Below are 19,057 nucleotides of genomic sequence, written 5' to 3'. Positions count from 1 at the left end.
TTTCCTCCTATTCAAATCGAACTGAGCGAATGTCTCTGAATGTGTGAACTCCAATATAAATCGCGTTCATCATTGGCGCTTCAACTGAGAATTGGATTCCTAAGTGAGCAGGAATCAACTCACGCACATACTTTAAAAAACGGTTCAAATATCCAGTTGGCAGTTCTCCTAAAAATCGGATATGTACCGCTGAACCCTTGACCGTTACTAAGTTGTTGACATTCGTAAAGCTCTTTGTAATTTTTTGTAAACTCACTGAGTTAATTTTGATTTTGGAAGAAATTAAAGTAATTAAATACCGCCTTCGTTCTTCCAAATCAATTGTTTTCGGTTTTACCTGAAGGGCCTTTTCCCAACGTATAATCCAGTCTTCCGTCGCTTCTGGCAACAACATCAACCGTCTGGTATCAAAGATTAAGTCTGTAATCAATTCCAGCTCTGGAATCTCAGTTTCAAACAAATCGTTGATGGTTGGATCTAAGACCTCTGGCAAAGCCAATAACATACGATATCTAACTTGTGACATTGATAGTTACCTCCGCTAGTTTCGGAAGCATGTTGGTAGAAAGTTCAATACTTTGTTCCATGTCATTCAACAAAATACGGTCCACATCTCGAACCCCGTTAATTCTGTCAATGATTGTGGCAACTTTATAGTTTCGAACCTCTTTCTCTTCAAATGCTTCTTCACGTAAGTATTTAATGAGTTGAACTTTCGCCTCATTCTTGATTGTTTCAATATCTACATCTTCATCAATCTTGATAGTTGCAGTAACACGAACATTATAGCCACTTACAGACTGAACAGTCACATAAGCACCGATCGGAGCAACGCCTAATCCGTGTCCACTCGGTTCAGGGTCTAAGTAATTCTTGAACTTATTTACCAGCTCTGCACTCGCTTCATTACCGTCAGCATCTGTAATCGATACACGTACCGTGTTTTCTCCCTTCCAGAGTGGCTCTACCAAGGCCGAACCAACACCAACGAACTCACTTGCCCATTTTTTATATTGAGCAATATTCCCGTTTAAAGTCGGTGTTTTCAGATACTCAATGGTCCGTTTGCGGAGTTGTTTATCTGTCTCTTCGTCTTCTCCTACGACGATAACGGAGCCAATTTCTGCGCCTTTAAAACCATTCAACACATCAATGTTGATGAGTTGACCTCTTACATAGTTGGGAGCATTTCCGACTTGTTCAGCTACTACACTATACTCAAATCCAGAGCGGCGTTCCAAGACACGGAAATTATACTCACTATTAACCACACTGAAACGAGTCCCAAGTGGGATTTCCTGTTTGAATTGAACCAATCGAACTGATGCCGTGGCTGGCAAGCGTTCAACTCCAAACTGCCTACATAAACGAGTTAGGAAGATTACTGTACTCGTATCTAAAAAGTTGACTTCCTCATACGATTTTAAGACTGTATACTGAATGGCAACTTCTCTAGCTGCAGGCGCAACTAGATTGTACAAGACAGATCCTTGTCTTTTGTCATACTTATCATCAAACAGGGCCAGCATATCCTCTAAAATTTCTGGATATGTTTTTACCTTTATCATCGTTTCACCTCCAAATCCATTTCAAATGTTCCAAAATCACTATCAACCATGAACTGCACATAAAACTCATCTTTCTTTACCTTAGTAGAAAAAGAGTGAGCCTCATGAATCCTGTCATCTTCATACAAGGCTTCTTTTATACGTCGTGCGATATCCATCTGGGCATAATCCATATCCCCACCAAATAAAGCGTCTAACTCAACACCGTAGCGATGATCATAAATCGTATAGATGAACCGTTCAGTCGTCAGCATTCGTCTGATTGATTGCTTCAGAGCATGGATACCGTCTGTTTCTAGCAAGATATTGGTTTCATCTAGTGTTAAGCTAGGCTGCTTCTTAGCTTCAACAACATTTTTAGCGATGTTTAAAAAGTTTGTTTTAGGAGTACTCATTCATCAGAACCCCCTTTCACTTTGCGCTTGTAGTGGAAAATTTTCTTATACAAGACATAATAAAACCCTCCACCATCTTGTCTAATGAGATGAAGGGTTTGACCTACGTACTCAGGATCCAATGTTTCATCCGTCCATGTAACAGCAAGCATGGAATCATCTAAAATCAACTCATTGGTCAATTGGATTTTGAGGGGAGAAACCGATAAAACAACACCAGTCGTTATCTTGGCGAACTGGCGATTTTCAATGAAATTACTAATCAATTTCTTTAGATTTTCTATTACTTCCATCTACTCACTTCCTGCCATGAATAATTTAATTTCCATCGTGTGCTTTTCTGCACTGAAGGAATGAGTTGCCTCTTCAATGACATACCATCCCTTCTTCTCAATATCCTTAACATCCACATAGACTGCATGGCCTGCTAAAAAGTCAATACCTCCAATATCGGCTTTCAGACTGAAAGTTTCTTTGGGACGGTTTTTCATCTTCAAGAGCATTTCGCCCCATTGCTTGATTTGCCCCTCAGTTGCTTTCTCATCCACTTTTTTCATGTACTGGAGTTTTCCCCAAGCGCCGATGTTGTAGCTGTCCTGATAGATGTAGACCTCCCTCTTTTTGGTTTCTTTGTTCTCTTGGATCAAGCGGACAATATTGGCGCTATCCTCAATCGAACCTTCAAACTCAAAACTAGACATAAAGGATTCATTACCGATAATGTACTGAATTGGTAAGTTTTTTGGAGTTGTTAGCGTCAACTCTCCGAACTTGTCATACAAAACCAGCAATTCTCCACTTTGCACCAAGGTCTCGTCCATAGCCTCCTGGATAATATCCAGAGCCTTCTTATCTTCCTTCAACTGAGGGGATAAGGTCACGGCTGGGGCTTTTAGTTCCCCAATCTTCAAATCAAAATCTCCTGCGATTGCCGAGACGATTTGATTGACGTTTTTATCCTTGGCAACAAAGTTGATATTGCGTAACAAGTACTTTATCTGGTCATGGAAGGTCAAGGTTGTTTTAGTGTCTTTTTCATACTTGACTTTCGTCAAATAACCAAAGAACACCTCTTTATCATCTAACTTGAAAGCAAGCGGAGAACCATATTCAAAGGCTATTTTTGTAGAGTTGTACAAGCTAATCTCCACGCTCCAAGCTGACCCTTTTCTAGTTGTCTTGAACTCAACCTTATCAGACACGGTTGCTAAATCCCATGTATCTCCAGTTTTATTGTTCTGATAGAATAATTGCATCATGGTATCACAAACTCCTGTCCAGGATAAATCCAATGAGGGTCTTTGATTTTGTCTTTGTTGGCTTCGTAGATTTCAGTATATCGGCTGCCGTCTCCGTAAAAGGTCTGAGCAATTCCCCAAAGAGTATCACCGCTCACAACCGTATGGCTTTTTTGAGCAGGTTTCTCAGTTGTAGGGCTACGTTCTTCCGTAGCTTTCGCCTGCGGCTTCTTTTTAGTTGCCTCAAGTGCTTGCTTATCTTTGATGGTGACCTTTCGCGGTTTGTGAGATCGATATTGTAAGAACTTAATCTTATAAATCAGGTCATCTTCATATCCTGTCTTGGTAGAGACATCGAACTGCTCCACTAGAAATTTCCCGTTAATAGCAGAACCAAAAGCACCCCCAATCATGAGTTGAATAGGAGTGCCTTCCGTCTTAAATTTACGAATAGATGATACAAAGGATTCTGGAGAAACACGGCTATTCCGTTGGTAGTTTCCATCGTATCTTCCACTAGGAATAAAGGATTCAAACTCAATCGATTGAAGCTCTGGATTTCCGACAAGCGGAACGTTACCAGTATCGATGATAGCGACTGTCTCAATTCCTTGCTTGTCCTCCAGTTTGATTTCTTCTGGATTCACTGGCAATTTAATGCCTTCAATAAATATAAACATCTGCTACCTCCTTCCTAGTAAGCCATGAGGCCATCAGCGCCATTGTTCAAAGCGTCTACAATCGTTGCATTCAAATCATCCAATACGTTGGCATACTGGCCAGCGTTGTTAATGGAGTCAATGTTGGTGACAATCTCTGGCTTCAAGGTAATAAAGTTCTGTTGCCACTTCATGGTCGCAACGTCCTTAATCAGCTTGATGTATTCATCGTCCAGTTTGATTTCATCTTCAATCTTGCCGACTTTATCTAATTTACCACCTGTTGGATTGTGACCGCCACCTTTTCCTCCGTCGCCTTGTCCAGGGACTGAACTTGCTGGGCTGAGTTCGTAAGGTGTAGTGCCTTGGTCACCCAAGAAATTGTTTCCTGCACCGTTGGCATCGCCAGCTCCTTTGAAGAAACCACCGACAGCCTTATCGATACCTTGACCGAATTTATAGCCATTATTAAAGGCTCCAAGAACGCTCCCTCCCTCTAAATAACCAATTTGCGGAGCGTCAAGGTGCGGAGTACTTAAGCTGGCCTTATGTTGTTTCAGACCATCTGCCAAGTGCAGACCTTCAAAGGTTTTCTTGACTGGTTTTTCCATGCTGTCAATGGCGTTCGCGATATCACCGGCAAAGTTCGTCCGACCAAGAGAAACCGTTCCAACAGCGCTTAGATTTAGACCGAACCCATTTAAGAAGCCAATCATTTTATTAAAGCCACCAAGAACAGAGTTAATCATGCCCTCGACTGCACCGATAACACTGTTGACCATGCTGTCTACAAATCCAGCGATAGCGACAGCCATATCACGTCCGCCTTGAGCGATATCATACCAAGCACTTTGAACTTGGAAAGACATCTCGTTCCATAAGTTAACAGCACCAGTAACAAACCAGTCGATAAAGTCTAAAATACCAATGATAATCATCAGAATAAAATCATAAAGCATCATAGCTCCTGCTATAATCCCATTCACAAGCCAAAAAACAAATTGCAAAATCATATTGATTACCCAGATAACAAAGTTTATAATCCCGAGAATCACATTCCAAATTATCATTCCAAGGGCGAATATCGCTCCCATGATAATTCCTGTGGCTGATAAAGCTGCACCAGTAAGGTTGTTAAACCATGCGACCAAGGCATAAAAGAGACCAATAAGGATAATGACTGCCATGACAATCAACATGATTGGGTTCATTGCCATCACTGCATTAAAACCAGCCATTGCTGTTTTAGCCACGTTGGTAGCGATACTAAATAATTTAGTGGCGATTTCCGCTGCATTCATGGCAACCACATAAGTAGCAATAGCAATTGCTACAGCAATGACAATCGGTTGAATGACAGACCAGTTATCGATGACAAATTGAGCAATCGGCGCCAACATACTCCAAACAGCCCCAATCATATCCATAGCAAAGATAACGGCTTGAACGACATATTGAAGCACCGTGGCTACAATTTGGGCAAATTGTTGGAAAGCTGACGAGTTCACTATCTGATTAATCTTAATCGATATCGGCTCAAGCGCCTTGGTCACAAAGTTCAGGAAGTTCTGCCATGCCCTGCCCCAGGTTAGGGGCATATTACGAAATTGCTTGTCAATCGTATCGCTTGCTTCCAGCATAGCAGTTTTGACAATGTCGGCCGTAATCTTCCCGTCTGCTCCAAGTTTCTTAACCTCGCCACGACTAACGCCTAGCTTATTGGCAATAGCTTGGATTAAGGCTGGTGAAGTTTCAGCTAGAGAACGTAGCTCATCACCCTGCAACTTACCACTAGCCATAGCCTGAGTAAGCTGAAGCATGGCGCTTTTTTGTTCTTCAATGCTTGCGCCACCAACAACAAAGGATTTATTCATAGTTTCCAAAAAGGCAATTGTTTCACCGTTGTTTTGGAAAACATCGCCAGCCTGCATCCTCATCTTAGCGACACCGTTTGCCATGGTTGTATAGGCCGAGCCTGTACGTTGTGCGGATGTATAGATAGATTTTTGAAGCTCCTCTGTCGTCTGCGTACCGTCACGAATCATATCTAAACGAGCGTGCATATTGGCATACTCGTCTGACATATTTATAGCTTGTTTGGCAGTTTTAACGACCGCAATACTAGCTAAAGCAGTCTTCAATAGACCTTTCAAAGATCCTAACTTACTTAATTTGTTAGAAGCATGGTTCGAAGCATTCCCTAAATCTCTTAGAGCCAGTTCTTCTTTTTTGAGCCCTGCAGCTGCTAGCGTTGCACTGTTGACAAACCTACCGTTGACATCAACGACTCGCCCAGCTTTATTGACAAAATATTGACCAGAATCACCAGCTTTTTTCATAGCGGACTCTTGAGCCTTCATAGCTTTATCTATGCCAGAGCCTGCATTTTTGACACGCTCCATAGTCGCATAGATTTTATTTAAAGTGCCTGTGACTCTATCGGTCAAAGACATGGTTGTTTGTATATTTGCCAATAGAATCACCTCACTTCTTCATTGCTTTTTTACGTTGTTTCGCCTCTTCATGCATGACTGCAGCGAAAAAGGCTTTTTCTTCTACATCCATATTCACAAATTCACTAGGGCGAATGTAATAGTTTACGAGGGCGAAGTAGGCAAGTTGTGCCTCCGCGTCCTCTTTTATTAGTTTTTTGCCTCGTCAACCTTGTCTTGGAATGTTTGGTTGATACCGCTGAGTTCGGTCACAGCTTCCAAAATCAAGGCGCTTTCGCCCCAATTAAACATAGTACCGAATAACTCAGAAGCTCCCATTGTTCCGTAAGAATCTTGCAATTCTTTATCGTTAAGGTCAGGAACCACGATAGACGCAATACAGATTTCACGGTTATACTTAACACCGTCAAAGACACGCTCTTGGCGTCCGTTACGACCGGGTTTATTTACAAAGCAACGGTCATTGATTAAGTCCGCTTCACGAGCGCTCAACACTCGAATTTTAACTGGTTCCTCAAAAGAAGGAAGCAAGACATCCTTAGTCTCTTCCCCTTTTTTATTTTGTTTCAAAAATGCTTTTAATCCACTCACCACTATTTCCTCCTTATGTTAGTATGTAATTTCTTGGAATTCTGATAAAATATCAAAATCTTGGAATGTGAAGTCCGTTTCTTCGTCAATGACCTCATCCGCTGATCCATCTAATTTAAAGATAAGTGATTCTTTGAACAGAACCCCTTTCAAAACGATGGTATAGCGACCTGCACGAGATGTGCGGTCTTCATTGGTACACTTGATATCGATACGAGGCAAAATACCTTGTTTGACATAGTTTAAAGCCATCGTCTTTAATTCTGGGCGGTGGTAGTACATCTTCAACGAGCCTGTACCTTCTGCGCCGACAATCTTACCACCCTTCATACGAGAGTTGAGAGGGGTAACATCAGCTTTTGTGTATTCAACCTTCGCTTCTAGCGAGATAAGCTCTGCTAGTTCATATTGCTTGTCATTGATTGTAAAGAAGACTGTTCCTTCCTTAGCTGACAAAGCATCTAATTGGTTCATAATAGCCATTAGCTAGTTTCTCCTTTCTTAATCACAGATAACCGTCATGTACAAGATTTCCATAGCGTCCGTCAAGACAACTGGCAAGTTTACCACGACAGATTCTTTGGTGATACCTTGTGAAATCTCAATATCTTTGGCTTTATACTCCAAGGCTTGCTTTTGAGCAAGTGGATCAAGGACCATTGTGATGATTCGCTGTTTAAACAACTCACGACCATTCACGTTGTTTGGCACTTTACCGATGAAGTAGTTCTCAAAGATATACTTGACATTGGTATTGATATTATCCATGGTGCGGACAAGTTTGTTCTTACCAAAAATACGGCTGTGTTCTACCGTATAGCTAGTAAATGAGTTCACATCTGACAGGATAATCACTTTTTCATTTCGATAAGCAAAGATAAGCTGACCTTTATTGATGAGCTTTTCAGCCTCTGCTTCGTTCTTACGCTCACAGTCGATAGCGCCTGGATAAGACTTGAATGTATTGGATTGCAAGCCAGCCCCTGCATACTTACCAGCTACGAAGTAAACACAGTCCTTAGCGCCTAGTTTCGTACCATCGCTCAATGTAACCCCGTTACCGACTGATACAACACCTTCATCGTCAGCATCCGTGTAGTCATTCAAGACTGCAATAACCGAACGACCAGCGTCACGCCATTTCTTGATATGAGCCGTAACAAGTGCTTTTGTTGCACTTTCATCTGTACCCAGAGCCAAGACACGGAAGTCTTGAGTATCGAGTGCATTTAGGAAATCTTCAACCTCTGAATTAGTTGTAGCTCCATCTGTGCCACCTTCAAGCAAGATTGTTTTATCTTCTGTTGTTAAAGTACCCGTTACATTCACATAGTCATTCTTAAATGGCAAGGCTGTGATGATTTGTTTATCAACTTCTTTTCCAAAGAAAACAGTTGTTACCTCAAAACCACTCTCGACTTGTTTCTTGAAAATAACATGAATATGGTTACCAGCCAATCCTTTGTATTTAGCTGTAACGACCATGTCACTCTCTGTTTTCGTTGCCTGTAGCCCAGTGTTGTTCACACCGTTGTAGACAAGAACCTTACCGGTACCTTTCAAGGCTTCACGGATCGGAAGAAGTTCATCAATCGGTTTGCCAAATAATCGACGGAAATTGCTTGTGCCATCAACAAGGGTGAAAGCACCAGGTTCTCCCCAAGATCCAGCAATCATAACTGTTGCAATCGTATTGTCTTCCAAAGGAATAATCACATCATCTCTTGATACGAAATTGATGTAAGCCTTTGGAACTCGTTTATTCTGTACTCTCCATTGTGCCATTAGTTAGCCACACCCTTTCTCCAGTCTTCTAAAATGCCTCTTACTTCTGCTAGTGAGTATGACTGGTCATCTTCCAGCAAAATGTTTAACAAAGTTGCATCATCTTCAAAATACTTGAGTAATGCCTCTTTGCCAAATTTATCTTCAGTGGCTGGTGCCACTGTTTTTGTCTTCGGTTTTTCCGTTGTCTCCATGAGAAGTTTCACCTATCCTTTCTAATATTTGCATTGTCGGTTCTTCTTCAACCCATCGAACGTATCGAGTGATTGTAAATGTGCATATCAAGTCATTGGCATTGTATTCTACCTTCAAATCATTAATAGGGTACTTATCCCCTAAATAACGAAAAGAAGGCGAATTAAACACCATTTCAATCTCTTCAAACTTTTGGTATAAGTCTGTTGTTTTTTCAGTGTAGTAATTCAGCAAGACAATAAAAACCTGCTTATCGTTTTGGTTTACCAAACGCTTTCGACTCACAGGCTTCACATCTACAATAAAACAAGGTGTTTTCAATCCTTGCTGGATTTGTTCATCATACACCTTGCACCCAAACACATCTTTTAGTTGCTTGATGACGAGTGGTCTAATACTATAATCCACCTAGTTCCTCCTTTAGCCTCTCTTCGATTTGTTGCGTGATTTGTGGAATTTTCTGTTTAATCTGTTCTTCTGTCAGACTCATCATGAAGCGCCCTTCTACCCAAGGATTGACCAAACGCTTACCAATTGCAGGGACATAACGCCCTACTTGTTGACGGTGTCCACTTTCGACGAAGGAAGCATACTCCATAGGGTTAAATGCGATAACATCGTACACATCCCCATTTTTGCTTACTTCCATCTTCCACGATTGATTGAGCTTACCTGTTAGACCCTTTGGTGTTCGTTCCTTAACCTCTTTCAAAAAGGCTAGGCCGATATCTTTAGCAGCCTGCATAAACTCAGAATCAATGATTGCCTGAGCTCGTTCGAGTCGTTTCAAGAACTCTTGAACATCACTATCATCATAGCCACTCATGTCGTCTCACCACAATTTCTTGATGCGTGACATAGACCATCGGGTCTTCACTGGTCAGGTATTTAACACCGTCCACAATCAATTTACTACCAGCTTTGATAGTAAATTTAGGCGAACAGAAAATCTTGTGCTCTGTCTTGAGTTGATGCGCTTCGTTCTGCTCTGTATTCACTAAGTTACGAACAGAGACACGACAGGGAACCTTCTTATAGATTTCTTTGAACTCTACAAAATCAGCTCCGTTGGGTTTCGTACCCTCGACAGTAGCAAATACATCCATCTTCTTATCATAGGTCCATTCAATACTTGGTCTTGCCTGAGATAGGACATCATTGATATTCATCCTACCACCTCAACTTTCTGAACCTCTGTAGCTGACTGGTAAAGTCTAGCAAGACACGTTCAGCCCGTCTAGCAAGGTCTGACTTCCCCAATTCGACACGAGTATCTCCAACGGAAATAGTCTTGCCTTGGACAGCTTGGTCAGGATTACAAACAACATAAACCATCTGAATGGCCACAAATCGCAACTCTAAAGGAAAATCCTCACGATTACAGTAGTTAAGAATGTTCTGCATGATTTCATCGACTACTAACTCTTCTGGATAGCCTAAATAACGTTGTTCGTACAAGTCAATTAAGGCTTGTCTAGCATCTTCGTTATGCTGTTGAATTTCTTCAAGTGTCATCTTCTCCATCAGCAGAAACACCCTCCTTATTTCTCTTCTTCGTCTTTCTTGCTCGTTTTCTTAGCTTTCACTTTTTCAAGTTCTGCAAGAGCCTTGTCACGTTCTGCCACAACTGCTTGATACTCCTGAATGGTATAGGTACGTCCGCTGGTTGCTGGCTCTACGACGACATATTCGCCATCTTTGATTTTTACCACATCGTAGCCATCTTCCAGGAAGGTTGCTTTTTCTAGTTCATCGATATCTAGGACACGATTTTCTTTCTTTACTGTTATCATTTTCTATCCTCCTCTTTAAGGTGCGACAACAAAGGCTAGACCTTCATGCTTAGTCTGGAATAGCAATACATCATCGTAAGATTGTTCGTAATACAAGTAGTTACCGCTTGAAGAAGCACTTGGTGCGTCAAGTCCAACAAATTCATATTTTTGTGGCGCTGCCATACATGGAATATGAATCAAGAAGAAATGGATTTGTTTAGCAGTTGGGTCAACTTTAGCCCCATTTGTGAAGTTGTACAAGGTCTTCATGCGGTCAGATGGAATAGCTGTCTCAATAGTCACATCATCCAAACGGCCAACTGAACGGTCAATCACTGTACCTTGACCGTGAATATTAACAGTACGACCAAATTGCTTGATGTTTTTGATCATACGTTTAACTGCTGGTGTACAGAAAATAACACGACCTTCTGCTGGTACTCCAGCTTCGTCCATTTGTTCCATCAACTCATCGAAGGTTGCGAGGAAGTTTTCCTCAGTCAAATTCAATGACTTAATTTGTTTACTTTCTGTATCCAGTGCTTTCTTACGCGCGAACAATTTAGATACCATGAATTTATCCATTTCTGGAACTTTTTCAGTATCGTTGAATGTTTTAGTAATGTTAGCAATGGAAGTAACATAATTAGTTTCATCAACATCTGACGGGTCGACTAGTGTTGACCAGTAACGCTCATTGGTCAATGTGTATGTTTCCCATTGGTTTTCATAGTTGGCATCAATGTTCGTAATTGTGCGACGTGTACGGTCTTTACGCCCTTCTTTAATCAAAAGACGTGGTACTTTTACTTCTTTAGCGCCTGTGAACTTCAAAAGTGTGTTGGATGGAGAATTCCATAGTTTTTGAGTTAATAACAGTCCGTTTTCACTATAACGATTTTGCAAACCTTGTTGGTAAGCCTGTGCATAGTTCAATGTTGCTGGCATATCTGTTCCTCTTTTCTATTTTTGATTATAAATCTGACGTGAACGCATGAATCATCTGCGTTGTCAGGTCATTAGCAACTGTTTCTTCTTGTGTTGTCCCTTGTGGCTTAGCACCAGCGATATGTGGTTCTACAGCTTTTTCTGGAGCAAATAAAAAGCCTTTAGATTCCTTCAAAGCCGTCAACTGTTCATCTAATCCAGTCACCGCTCCGTTGTCACCTAATCCCAATTTAGACTTATCTAGCAGACTAGACACTATTCCAGCGTCATGAACCTTACCGCTCAAGTGCATTTCAATAGCATGATCTAACTGCATTGTCTTGAGTTGTTGTTCATGTTCCTTCTGTTGTGTCTTGTACTTGCTGTCCAAGTCTGAGTATTTTTGTTGTAGGTCAGCATTGCCCTCAGCGTCTTGTTTGAGCTGTTTCATGTCCTTATCACGCTCTCTCAACTGGTCTTGCAAGCCCTTGGCATTGTCTTCTGCAGCAGACACCTTTGCTTGTAGGTCCTGTGTTGATTTCCCGTGTTCGGTCATAACTGCTTCAACTTGTTCTTCAGTCAATCCTAACTGTTCCAAAAATTTACGATTCATTTCTTTTCCTCCTGTACGTTTGTTTAACGTGGCAACGACCACGACATTTTGGTAAAGTAAAAAAGCCTTTTAACGCCATGCCCAGGGCGAAAAGAAAACCGTACGGGATTCCATACGGTTAGGTTTTATAATTTTATTTCTTCAATTTTTGCACGCTGTTCCAGAGTTGAAAGGTAATCCCACATAACCGAACGTTGTCTCTTTAACAAATCGATAGGACATCTAGGTTCAAACTCGAGTTGCCCTTTTTCGTATCGACCAATCATCATGTCTAACTTCTGAAATCGTTCTTTCAATTCGTAGTATTCTTTTTTAAAGCGTTCTTTCCAATCTTCCATATCTTTGCTCCTTTCTAAGCATAAGAAAAGCACTTAGATTTCTCTAGGTGCTTAAGTAATAAATTGCATTTTTATATTTTTTAACACGCTCGTAGTCTGTATTGGTAACAGATTTCAAACGTGATAAATCTGAGTTGTGTTTCAAATCTGCAAGTTTTACAACTCTTGCTAAATTATTTGATTTTACTTTCTCAAGATATTCTTGATAACTTTGACCTTTTTTCTTTGTCAAAATTTGTACCGCTGTAACAACTTCATTTGACAAACCAGACGCCAATAAATCGGCAGCAGTTACATCACTATCCTCAATCACATCATGCAAAAGAGCGACAGTTTTTTCTTGTTCAGTTTTGACTTGACTGGCCACGTAGAGAGTATGCTGTATGTAATCAACACCCGCTTTATCCACCTGCCCTGTATGTGCTTTTTTAGCAATAGCTAAAGCAATATCAATCATGCCACTACCATCCTACCAATATAAGCAAATGCATCCTTTTCTGAAATTTCTTCGAAATCCGTGAAGTCATTGAAAAAGATTTTATTAAACCAGTCAATGCTATCAATCCACTTTTTTTCAATGTCAAAAACTTGCATGACACCATCGATTAAACGAAGTACTTGAGGATTGTTCGTTGTTGTGTGGTAGTATTTAATATCTTTCATATCACTTCACCCTCTCTATGTTTTTAGGAATCTCAAGTTCATTACTTAAATCAAGCATTTCTTTGAATAAGTTCATGCGTTCTAGATCAGATGTATTCGTATCACGATACATCTCATAGAGTTCATGTAATGAACCATTTTTTAAGTCGAAACTTTCCTGAGTATGATACTGCATTTCAAAGTTGATACCATCTTTTTCAACGACTGTATTCACACCTTTATATGGTCCATCTATTAGCCAAGTGTTTTTTACTTTTACAATTTTATAACCTTCTGCGATGAGCTTCTGTTTCATCTTCAAATACTCTTCTGCAAAAGTATCGTAATCGAAAATAGTTGTGTACCTTAAGGCGTCGTTAATCTTACTCACAGCTTTTGACAAACTTATATTTTCAACTAGGCTATCTGCAATAATTTTACGTGATAATGACTCAACTGTTTTCTTCCTAAATTCAATACCGGCTAGTTTATTTCCCCCAGCAATACGTTGCATATCGCTTGTAATTTTCGGCTCGGCTTTCGAAATCTTGGACAATAATTGCTCACTATAAAATTTCGCTTTAGTTTCCCTTGTATCTTGATTATACACCTTTTCTCTGTCTTTCGCAAACAGTTTTTCTTTAACAGCTTCCCCTTCACGCTCCCAACCTGCAAAGATTTCATCCAGAGAACGTTTCTCTTTTGCCATTTTTACAGGGGCGTTATTTAGTAATATATCGAGATACGGACTAATCTGTTCTGCTTCTTCTGTCCTGTCAGTCTTATCAGTCTTGCCTTTCTTATCGGACTTGACTGCAGGCCTGATAGTAGAACGGCAACGGACATGGAATGGCGGTGCGGTTCGACCTGGTTCATATTCCTTAACAGAACGAACCTCGTGATTTTCTAACCTGCAAATCTCACTTGTACGACTGTCTAAGACCGCTACGATTTCGTAGTGGTCACCGCCCAACTCCTTGATGGTATCTAGCGTCGCGAGGTTATTATAAAAGGTCGTCTCAGTCCTGACAAGCGTGTCTGCTCGATGATAGGCGACTCCTGTACGTTCAGAAAGAGCTCTAGTCATTCTATCAATAGACCAGCCACCTGTTAGGCCTTTATTCAGGACATCACTGATTGCCTTATAAGCAACTTCTTTATGAACCCAAACATTTTCAGAAAAGGTTTTACCACTCCAGTTACTAGCCATCTTATGCTTTACGGCATCGACACCTAATATTGGTTTCTCGATGATTCCAAAATGAGCCAAGTTTTTAGCTTGATGGATTTTACCTTTGATGTAGACGTCACTCAGAGCCTCTGTGACTTTGTCATGTATGCCGTCTGGCTTTCCATATAGTTCAGCTGTTAGACGCTCAATTTCGGCAAGCAAAGCCTCCTTACGACTGATACGATGGCGATAACTCAAGGCGTCCAACAAAGGTGTCGGTGTGTCAGGATTTAAGGCCATCTCACGGAATCTTTCAAGGGTTACATGCTTAAACTCTCTGCGCTCTTTATCCGTTAGATATTGCTTGGCTTCTGCATGAGTCATTTTATTATCAACTGCATACCTGGCATAGAACTTCTCAATCTCAGAAACCAACTGATGTTTATAGTCAGCTAAGGATTGGCCAATCTGAGCCATGTACCTATCAGCAACTATCTGAGCGTTTTGTTCCTGTTGTAAAGCACGCTCAGTCCAATACTCATCTATCTTTTTCTTGTCCTTGGTCGTCATGGTCATCCTCTACCTTTTTAAAATTAGTCTGAGAGTATGGATCTTGTCCTTGTTCCTGTTGTTCTTTCAATCGTTCCTCAACTTGGGGTTGATACCATGGGTGTTGTTCACGAATACTTAGATCGTCTAAGATACCGATTGAGTTCACACAATCTTGAATAGCTTCAGACTCGTTTGAAATGATGTCACGGTTAAATACATAAGTAAATTTAGATGCGTCAAATGCTACCCCTTTGTTAGCTGCATACTGTTCTACGAACCAAAGGAATTGCTTGATACCTTTTTGAAACTCGTTTTCTAGCTCGTTACAGTCCAAATCAAGGTCTGTATAGCGCCATTTAAGAGCCTGACCACTTGCATTACCTAGATTATCATCTTGGGTATCAATGGCTCGAGCAGCCTCATACAAGAACTTACGAGAGCGTTCGATATCTGCTTCAACTCCGCTAGTATCATTGTCTGCTTGTAGGGTATCTACACCACCATCACTAGAAACTTTGATAGAGCGGAACTTATTCAGATTATTCATGAACTCGCCCAAGTCTGCGCCCTGATAGTTTTTCAAAACATAAATCAGCTTCGGCATATCTGCCAACATATCAGCATTAGTAGACATTTGAAGTTGAATATTATCAATCAAAGACTTGGTTTGGACTAAAAGACCGTCCTCATACTCGTTGTAGCGGAATGGAATCAGAGGCACTTTCTCCCAAGTATAAGGAGTCCGTGTACCGTCTGCATTGACATAATAAAAATTTCCCTTGGTCTCCTTGGATAGTGGATTGAGTTCAAGGTGTGAACCTGTCCAAATATAATCTGTAATTCCTTGTTCATCGTAGTATTCTACAAATGTTTTGGTCTTCTTCACTCCGCTTTCGTAGACGGCTTGTTTGTAGACACGCACAAAGGCGGATAATTCCAAATGACGCTCATCTTTCCAAAAAGGGATAATCTGTTCACTTGGGATTTTAAACAAGCGTAGACGGCCGTTCTCGTCGTAATAAGGCAAGCCGTAGGCTATCCCTTTTATCACTGCTTCCTTACCGAGTGACTTAATCGTAGATAAAAGATCCTCGTCAAACACGCTATCTAAAAAATCTTGTGATTCTTCTCCCTCTAGCGAGATGGTAGGTTGTTTAGAAAACAAATACCCGACCTTCTGGTCTACCAGCTTCTTAAATAAACCTAATTCAATCCTTGAGTTCGTCCGCCAATCAACATCTACTTTCTTATTTCGAATATCCGTGCGATTTCGATAGTAGTTGTAAGCCTCTTTCATCGTGCTTACTTTCTCAGATGCCTGATGTTCTCTTATCTCAATCTCTAGTATTTCATTTTGGGTTGTATTCTTAATCAACAACCGCCTGATTAACCATTTAAACCAATTACTCAACATTTCTCCTTCTCCTACCAGAATGATATTCCTGGCTGTCTCATATCGTCTTCAAACGCATATCTTGTAGCGTCGATTGTGTGGTCGTTTACTTCTTCTAGCTTGGGTTTGGGATTTCCATCACGGTCAACTGCATAGTCGGCACTTTCGAACTCTCTTGCGATATTCGGTGTGCGTTCTGGATCTATCACAATCGCATCCAAATCATCCAACCAGCGTTCTCCATACTCACGACTATCAGGACCTTTCTTAGCGCCTTGAACAAGTGGAATATTCAGCTGCAGTTTTAACTCATCAATCGACTTAGGCTCCGCACTATCACAGGTTATCATCTGAGATTGATAGCCTTTCTCACGGATTCTTTCAGCTAACTCACGGTTGCTAATCTTCACGCCATAAATCTCATCAATAGCGTAGATAACTCGTTTCTTCTTGTCGTAATGCCATCTTACAAAAGCCAGAGGGTCGTTGGCGTAACCAAAGTCATTCCCTTGCCGAATGTTATCAAACCTTGCTATTTCCTCATCTGTAATCTTTCGGAATACCAGATTTTCAAACGGTGCTACACCCGAACCGATAGCCTCGCCCAGATACTCCCAACGGTAACGCTTCTCTGAACGCTCTCTCGTGGCCTCTGCTTCTTCTATAAACTCTTTGGCGATAAAAGGGTTATCTTTGTATGTCGAATGGTGTATGTGCGTATTAGGAGGCTGTATAACACTCTCGTATTTCTTATTCACCCAAGACTGTTTTCTTTTTGGAGGATTGTAAGAGTAAAAGAACTTATAAAAAAGACCATCAGCCAATTCTCCACGAAGAAGGGAGTTGGTGATTGTCTTTACTTCATCTTCAGTTTTAAACTCAGCAAGCTCTTCAATCCAGCCGATTGCGAATGGAAAACGGCTGTCTTTCAAGGATTTAATACGCTCTGGATCTTGTGCACCACGGAAGATAATATAATTTCCTCTTGGGATATAGGTTATCTTCAAAGGGGATTTATTAATCTTAAATAAATGACTGACCCCTTGCTTACTAATCGCCCATTTCAATTGCTCGTAAACCGACTGTTCTAATGTGTTATCTGTCTTACGAATACACACCGCATTGACTGGATAGCGCATAATCAATTGAACAATAACGTGTCCGATGTCGCTGGACTTGCCAGAACCACGGCCACCCTTTTCAACCACATGTAAGATTTTAGGGTCAAATGCTGCACGCCACATAGAGTAAAAAGCCTTTGGGATAAACTCACTCATTCTACGCTTCATCGCTAACTCCTATATCATCAACGAATTGAACAGCCGAAGACATCTCGATTTCTTTTCTCTCTAAATACGCACCATTCACTCTGAATATATGGTCTAGGGAACGTTGTCTTTCTTCAATCGTCGGAGTAAATTCATAAGTCGTTTCCGATACCTCCACACCTTCAGCAGTCTTTACAGTTTTTTTAGAATATCCTTGTTGAGTTTCTCCTCTAGCGATACTGGCAGAGATTGCCAAGGCTTCTACGATTGACATTGAACGTTCATCAAAAAGTTCTTCAGTACGTTTTTTAATGTATTCAGAAATCTCAACATTTTTCAACAATCTTTGCCCTATGCTATATGCCGTTTTCTCTGAGTAACCCACCTTAATAGCGGATTGTGTTGCGTTTCTGCTGATGATGTACTCATCTGCGAATCGTCTTTGTCTTTCATTCAATTTTCCATCACCACCTTTCGACAAAATAAAAAGCCACACGATGTGTGACCTTCGCGTGTTAATTAGAAATAAATTTTCTGATTTATTTTTTTGTAGTCTTTACAACCTCTGAGGGAATCAAACCCTCTAGCTTATAACTTACCTAGGATATAAGTAGCTATGCAATCATGCGAGGTTCGGTCGCTTCTGCAACCATTTTTAAGTTAATGAGTGATATATGAATGCTAAGCCTACTGCCTACCCCATTCTGGGACACAAACACTCAAATGACAGCAGCTGGAATCGAACCAGCTGGTCTAGCAGTAAAACGCACGTTTGGTAAAAGTTTCAAGGAGACCCAAACAACCTGCTAACCTGTCCTTACTGTCTAAGAGGCCGAAGCCTCTATATTTTTAGGAGTCCTCATGACTGTTCGTTGCCAATCATTGGATAATACTATTTTAGCACCTTTTTCCGTTCCAATTCTCCCAAGATTTTCCCAGATTTTTCCCAAGATTTTCCCAGAAATCACTTATAAACCAAAAGGTTGCTGGCTTGATAGGACTCCGCAAACTCTAAAAGAGCTTTGTTTAATATCCGATAATACTCACTAGATGAGTAGCCTAGTTCTGAATAAATGCTGTAGTCTTCCCTCCTTTTCTTCCTGCAATATCGTTCGATTAGGATACGTGTGTATTCCATATCGGAAAGATTGTTGATTGCTTTAGCGATGAGTTCTAGGTCCTGCTGAGCTGATACTCTACGCAAGACCATGCTTTCTACCTGCTTGCTTGTCTGACCACTTGATGACCTTGGCTCAAGTGAGTAGGATATTGTTATTTTGGGGGCGTATTCTTCTCCAGCTATCCGTCTCAGACGACTGTATTTTTTAAGGACTTTGATAGCTTCCGTTCTGGTCTTCTTTTCGTCGATGATATCCAATAACTCTATTTGCACACGAACTCCTCCTCATGATATAATAGTTATGCTAAACTATAACACGAGAAGTCAGCTGTGCTGGCTTTTTTCTTGCCTTACTCCCTTTTTAGGTGTATACT

26 protein-coding genes are annotated in these 19,057 nt (G+C 40.8%); all 26 read right to left on the bottom strand.

Features of this window, described 5'->3' with window-relative positions:
* Positions 1 to 7: 7 nt before the first annotated feature.
* The gene (locus tag HT720_RS07850; RefSeq protein WP_173275459.1) at positions 8 to 526 is read right to left on the bottom strand and encodes a hypothetical protein; all 519 of its coding nucleotides are present in this window, start codon (positions 524 to 526) and stop codon (positions 8 to 10) included.
* Positions 513 to 1,568: a baseplate J/gp47 family protein gene (locus HT720_RS07845; RefSeq protein ID WP_173275456.1), complete on the bottom strand. Its 1,056-nt coding sequence runs from the start codon at positions 1,566 to 1,568 to the stop codon at positions 513 to 515. Before HT720_RS07845 ends, HT720_RS07850 begins: the two co-directional genes overlap by 14 nt.
* Positions 1,565 to 1,963: a DUF2634 domain-containing protein gene (locus HT720_RS07840; RefSeq protein WP_000106741.1), complete on the bottom strand. Its 399-nt coding sequence runs from the start codon at positions 1,961 to 1,963 to the stop codon at positions 1,565 to 1,567. The genes HT720_RS07845 and HT720_RS07840 overlap by 4 nt, the downstream gene beginning before the upstream one ends.
* On the bottom strand, positions 1,960 to 2,256 hold the full coding sequence (locus HT720_RS07835) for a DUF2577 family protein (protein WP_000451988.1): 297 nt from the start codon (positions 2,254 to 2,256) through the stop codon (positions 1,960 to 1,962). The genes HT720_RS07840 and HT720_RS07835 overlap by 4 nt, the downstream gene beginning before the upstream one ends.
* Positions 2,257 to 3,222 carry a hypothetical protein gene (locus HT720_RS07830; protein WP_173275453.1) on the bottom strand — a complete coding sequence of 322 codons (966 nt, stop codon included), beginning with the start codon at positions 3,220 to 3,222 and terminating at the stop codon, positions 2,257 to 2,259.
* Positions 3,219 to 3,881 carry a LysM peptidoglycan-binding domain-containing protein gene (locus HT720_RS07825; RefSeq protein WP_050390751.1) on the bottom strand — a complete coding sequence of 221 codons (663 nt, stop codon included), beginning with the start codon at positions 3,879 to 3,881 and terminating at the stop codon, positions 3,219 to 3,221. The genes HT720_RS07830 and HT720_RS07825 overlap by 4 nt, the downstream gene beginning before the upstream one ends.
* Before the next feature lie 14 nt (positions 3,882 to 3,895).
* On the bottom strand, positions 3,896 to 6,334 hold the full coding sequence (locus HT720_RS07820; protein ID WP_173275451.1) for a tape measure protein: 2,439 nt from the start codon (positions 6,332 to 6,334) through the stop codon (positions 3,896 to 3,898).
* A 168-nt stretch (positions 6,335 to 6,502) separates the two neighbouring features.
* Entirely contained in the window at positions 6,503 to 6,904 is a 402-nt protein-coding gene (locus HT720_RS07815) for a phage portal protein (protein ID WP_061439172.1), read from the bottom strand.
* An 18-nt stretch (positions 6,905 to 6,922) separates the two neighbouring features.
* A complete protein-coding gene (locus HT720_RS07810) occupies positions 6,923 to 7,387 on the bottom strand; it encodes a phage tail tube protein (RefSeq protein WP_049512708.1) in 465 nt (154 codons plus the stop codon).
* Positions 7,388 to 7,405: 18 nt separating this feature from the next.
* The gene (locus HT720_RS07805) at positions 7,406 to 8,689 is read right to left on the bottom strand and encodes a phage tail sheath subtilisin-like domain-containing protein (protein WP_173275448.1); all 1,284 of its coding nucleotides are present in this window, start codon (positions 8,687 to 8,689) and stop codon (positions 7,406 to 7,408) included.
* Positions 8,689 to 8,883 carry a hypothetical protein gene (locus tag HT720_RS07800; RefSeq protein WP_080976824.1) on the bottom strand — a complete coding sequence of 65 codons (195 nt, stop codon included), beginning with the start codon at positions 8,881 to 8,883 and terminating at the stop codon, positions 8,689 to 8,691. The genes HT720_RS07805 and HT720_RS07800 overlap by 1 nt, the downstream gene beginning before the upstream one ends.
* Positions 8,834 to 9,292 (bottom strand): DUF6838 family protein, encoded by a 459-nt coding sequence (locus tag HT720_RS07795; protein ID WP_173270574.1) that lies wholly within the window; start codon positions 9,290 to 9,292, stop codon positions 8,834 to 8,836. The genes HT720_RS07800 and HT720_RS07795 overlap by 50 nt, the downstream gene beginning before the upstream one ends.
* Entirely contained in the window at positions 9,282 to 9,710 is a 429-nt protein-coding gene (locus HT720_RS07790; protein WP_173270577.1) for an HK97 gp10 family phage protein, read from the bottom strand. The genes HT720_RS07795 and HT720_RS07790 overlap by 11 nt, the downstream gene beginning before the upstream one ends.
* Positions 9,697 to 10,053, bottom strand: a complete 357-nt coding sequence (locus HT720_RS07785; RefSeq protein ID WP_173234968.1) for a hypothetical protein — start codon at positions 10,051 to 10,053, stop codon at positions 9,697 to 9,699. The genes HT720_RS07790 and HT720_RS07785 overlap by 14 nt, the downstream gene beginning before the upstream one ends.
* 1 nt (position 10,054) lies before the next feature.
* Positions 10,055 to 10,408 (bottom strand): hypothetical protein, encoded by a 354-nt coding sequence (locus HT720_RS07780; protein ID WP_173275445.1) that lies wholly within the window; start codon positions 10,406 to 10,408, stop codon positions 10,055 to 10,057.
* 17 nt (positions 10,409 to 10,425) lie between these two features.
* On the bottom strand, positions 10,426 to 10,677 hold the full coding sequence (locus tag HT720_RS07775; protein ID WP_050253780.1) for a hypothetical protein: 252 nt from the start codon (positions 10,675 to 10,677) through the stop codon (positions 10,426 to 10,428).
* Between the two features lie 15 nt (positions 10,678 to 10,692).
* Positions 10,693 to 11,607 (bottom strand): capsid protein, encoded by a 915-nt coding sequence (locus tag HT720_RS07770; RefSeq protein WP_173275441.1) that lies wholly within the window; start codon positions 11,605 to 11,607, stop codon positions 10,693 to 10,695.
* Positions 11,608 to 11,632: 25 nt separating this feature from the next.
* The gene (locus HT720_RS07765) at positions 11,633 to 12,199 is read right to left on the bottom strand and encodes a phage scaffolding protein (protein ID WP_173275438.1); all 567 of its coding nucleotides are present in this window, start codon (positions 12,197 to 12,199) and stop codon (positions 11,633 to 11,635) included.
* A gap of 125 nt (positions 12,200 to 12,324) precedes the next feature.
* A complete protein-coding gene (locus HT720_RS07760; protein WP_173235128.1) occupies positions 12,325 to 12,537 on the bottom strand; it encodes a hypothetical protein in 213 nt (70 codons plus the stop codon).
* A gap of 43 nt (positions 12,538 to 12,580) precedes the next feature.
* Positions 12,581 to 12,994 (bottom strand): GTP pyrophosphokinase, encoded by a 414-nt coding sequence (locus tag HT720_RS07755; protein WP_173275435.1) that lies wholly within the window; start codon positions 12,992 to 12,994, stop codon positions 12,581 to 12,583.
* Positions 12,991 to 13,200 carry a hypothetical protein gene (locus HT720_RS07750; RefSeq protein ID WP_173214019.1) on the bottom strand — a complete coding sequence of 70 codons (210 nt, stop codon included), beginning with the start codon at positions 13,198 to 13,200 and terminating at the stop codon, positions 12,991 to 12,993. Before HT720_RS07750 ends, HT720_RS07755 begins: the two co-directional genes overlap by 4 nt.
* 1 nt (position 13,201) lies before the next feature.
* The gene (locus tag HT720_RS07745; RefSeq protein ID WP_173275431.1) at positions 13,202 to 14,926 is read right to left on the bottom strand and encodes a minor capsid protein; all 1,725 of its coding nucleotides are present in this window, start codon (positions 14,924 to 14,926) and stop codon (positions 13,202 to 13,204) included.
* On the bottom strand, positions 14,889 to 16,316 hold the full coding sequence (locus HT720_RS07740; RefSeq protein WP_173275429.1) for a phage portal protein: 1,428 nt from the start codon (positions 16,314 to 16,316) through the stop codon (positions 14,889 to 14,891). The genes HT720_RS07745 and HT720_RS07740 overlap by 38 nt, the downstream gene beginning before the upstream one ends.
* Positions 16,317 to 16,327: 11 nt before the next feature.
* Positions 16,328 to 17,584 carry a PBSX family phage terminase large subunit gene (locus HT720_RS07735; protein ID WP_173275425.1) on the bottom strand — a complete coding sequence of 419 codons (1,257 nt, stop codon included), beginning with the start codon at positions 17,582 to 17,584 and terminating at the stop codon, positions 16,328 to 16,330.
* A complete protein-coding gene (locus HT720_RS07730) occupies positions 17,574 to 18,059 on the bottom strand; it encodes a terminase small subunit (protein WP_345890281.1) in 486 nt (161 codons plus the stop codon). Before HT720_RS07730 ends, HT720_RS07735 begins: the two co-directional genes overlap by 11 nt.
* Positions 18,060 to 18,527: 468 nt before the next feature.
* Positions 18,528 to 18,956, bottom strand: coding sequence for an ArpU family phage packaging/lysis transcriptional regulator (locus HT720_RS07725; RefSeq protein WP_173275422.1), 429 nt, complete (start codon positions 18,954 to 18,956; stop codon positions 18,528 to 18,530).
* Positions 18,957 to 19,057 lie beyond the last annotated feature (101 nt).

The organism is Streptococcus sp. 68, assembly GCF_013277415.1.
Classification (GTDB): domain Bacteria; phylum Bacillota; class Bacilli; order Lactobacillales; family Streptococcaceae; genus Streptococcus.
This window is presented reverse-complemented; position numbering and strand designations above follow the sequence as displayed.

Excerpts from the sequence above, each read along its gene's own strand:
- HT720_RS07850 (WP_173275459.1), bottom strand. The coding sequence starts at position 526 with ATGTCACAAGTTAGATATCGTATGTTATTGGCTTTGCCAGAGGTCTTA.
- HT720_RS07845 (WP_173275456.1), bottom strand. The coding sequence starts at position 1,568 with ATGATAAAGGTAAAAACATATCCAGAAATTTTAGAGGATATGCTGGCC.
- HT720_RS07840 (WP_000106741.1), bottom strand. The coding sequence starts at position 1,963 with ATGAGTACTCCTAAAACAAACTTTTTAAACATCGCTAAAAATGTTGTT.
- HT720_RS07835 (WP_000451988.1), bottom strand. The coding sequence starts at position 2,256 with ATGGAAGTAATAGAAAATCTAAAGAAATTGATTAGTAATTTCATTGAA.
- HT720_RS07830 (WP_173275453.1), bottom strand. The coding sequence starts at position 3,222 with ATGATGCAATTATTCTATCAGAACAATAAAACTGGAGATACATGGGAT.
- HT720_RS07825 (WP_050390751.1), bottom strand. The coding sequence starts at position 3,881 with ATGTTTATATTTATTGAAGGCATTAAATTGCCAGTGAATCCAGAAGAA.
- HT720_RS07810 (WP_049512708.1), bottom strand. The coding sequence starts at position 7,387 with ATGGCTATTATGAACCAATTAGATGCTTTGTCAGCTAAGGAAGGAACA.
- HT720_RS07805 (WP_173275448.1), bottom strand. The coding sequence starts at position 8,689 with ATGGCACAATGGAGAGTACAGAATAAACGAGTTCCAAAGGCTTACATC.
- HT720_RS07800 (WP_080976824.1), bottom strand. The coding sequence starts at position 8,883 with ATGGAGACAACGGAAAAACCGAAGACAAAAACAGTGGCACCAGCCACT.
- HT720_RS07790 (WP_173270577.1), bottom strand. The coding sequence starts at position 9,710 with ATGAGTGGCTATGATGATAGTGATGTTCAAGAGTTCTTGAAACGACTC.
- HT720_RS07785 (WP_173234968.1), bottom strand. The coding sequence starts at position 10,053 with ATGAATATCAATGATGTCCTATCTCAGGCAAGACCAAGTATTGAATGG.
- HT720_RS07780 (WP_173275445.1), bottom strand. The coding sequence starts at position 10,408 with ATGGAGAAGATGACACTTGAAGAAATTCAACAGCATAACGAAGATGCT.
- HT720_RS07775 (WP_050253780.1), bottom strand. The coding sequence starts at position 10,677 with ATGATAACAGTAAAGAAAGAAAATCGTGTCCTAGATATCGATGAACTA.
- HT720_RS07770 (WP_173275441.1), bottom strand. The coding sequence starts at position 11,607 with ATGCCAGCAACATTGAACTATGCACAGGCTTACCAACAAGGTTTGCAA.
- HT720_RS07765 (WP_173275438.1), bottom strand. The coding sequence starts at position 12,199 with ATGAATCGTAAATTTTTGGAACAGTTAGGATTGACTGAAGAACAAGTT.
- HT720_RS07760 (WP_173235128.1), bottom strand. The coding sequence starts at position 12,537 with ATGGAAGATTGGAAAGAACGCTTTAAAAAAGAATACTACGAATTGAAA.
- HT720_RS07755 (WP_173275435.1), bottom strand. The coding sequence starts at position 12,994 with ATGATTGATATTGCTTTAGCTATTGCTAAAAAAGCACATACAGGGCAG.
- HT720_RS07750 (WP_173214019.1), bottom strand. The coding sequence starts at position 13,200 with ATGAAAGATATTAAATACTACCACACAACAACGAACAATCCTCAAGTA.
- HT720_RS07745 (WP_173275431.1), bottom strand. The coding sequence starts at position 14,926 with ATGACCATGACGACCAAGGACAAGAAAAAGATAGATGAGTATTGGACT.
- HT720_RS07740 (WP_173275429.1), bottom strand. The coding sequence starts at position 16,316 with ATGTTGAGTAATTGGTTTAAATGGTTAATCAGGCGGTTGTTGATTAAG.
- HT720_RS07735 (WP_173275425.1), bottom strand. The coding sequence starts at position 17,584 with ATGAAGCGTAGAATGAGTGAGTTTATCCCAAAGGCTTTTTACTCTATG.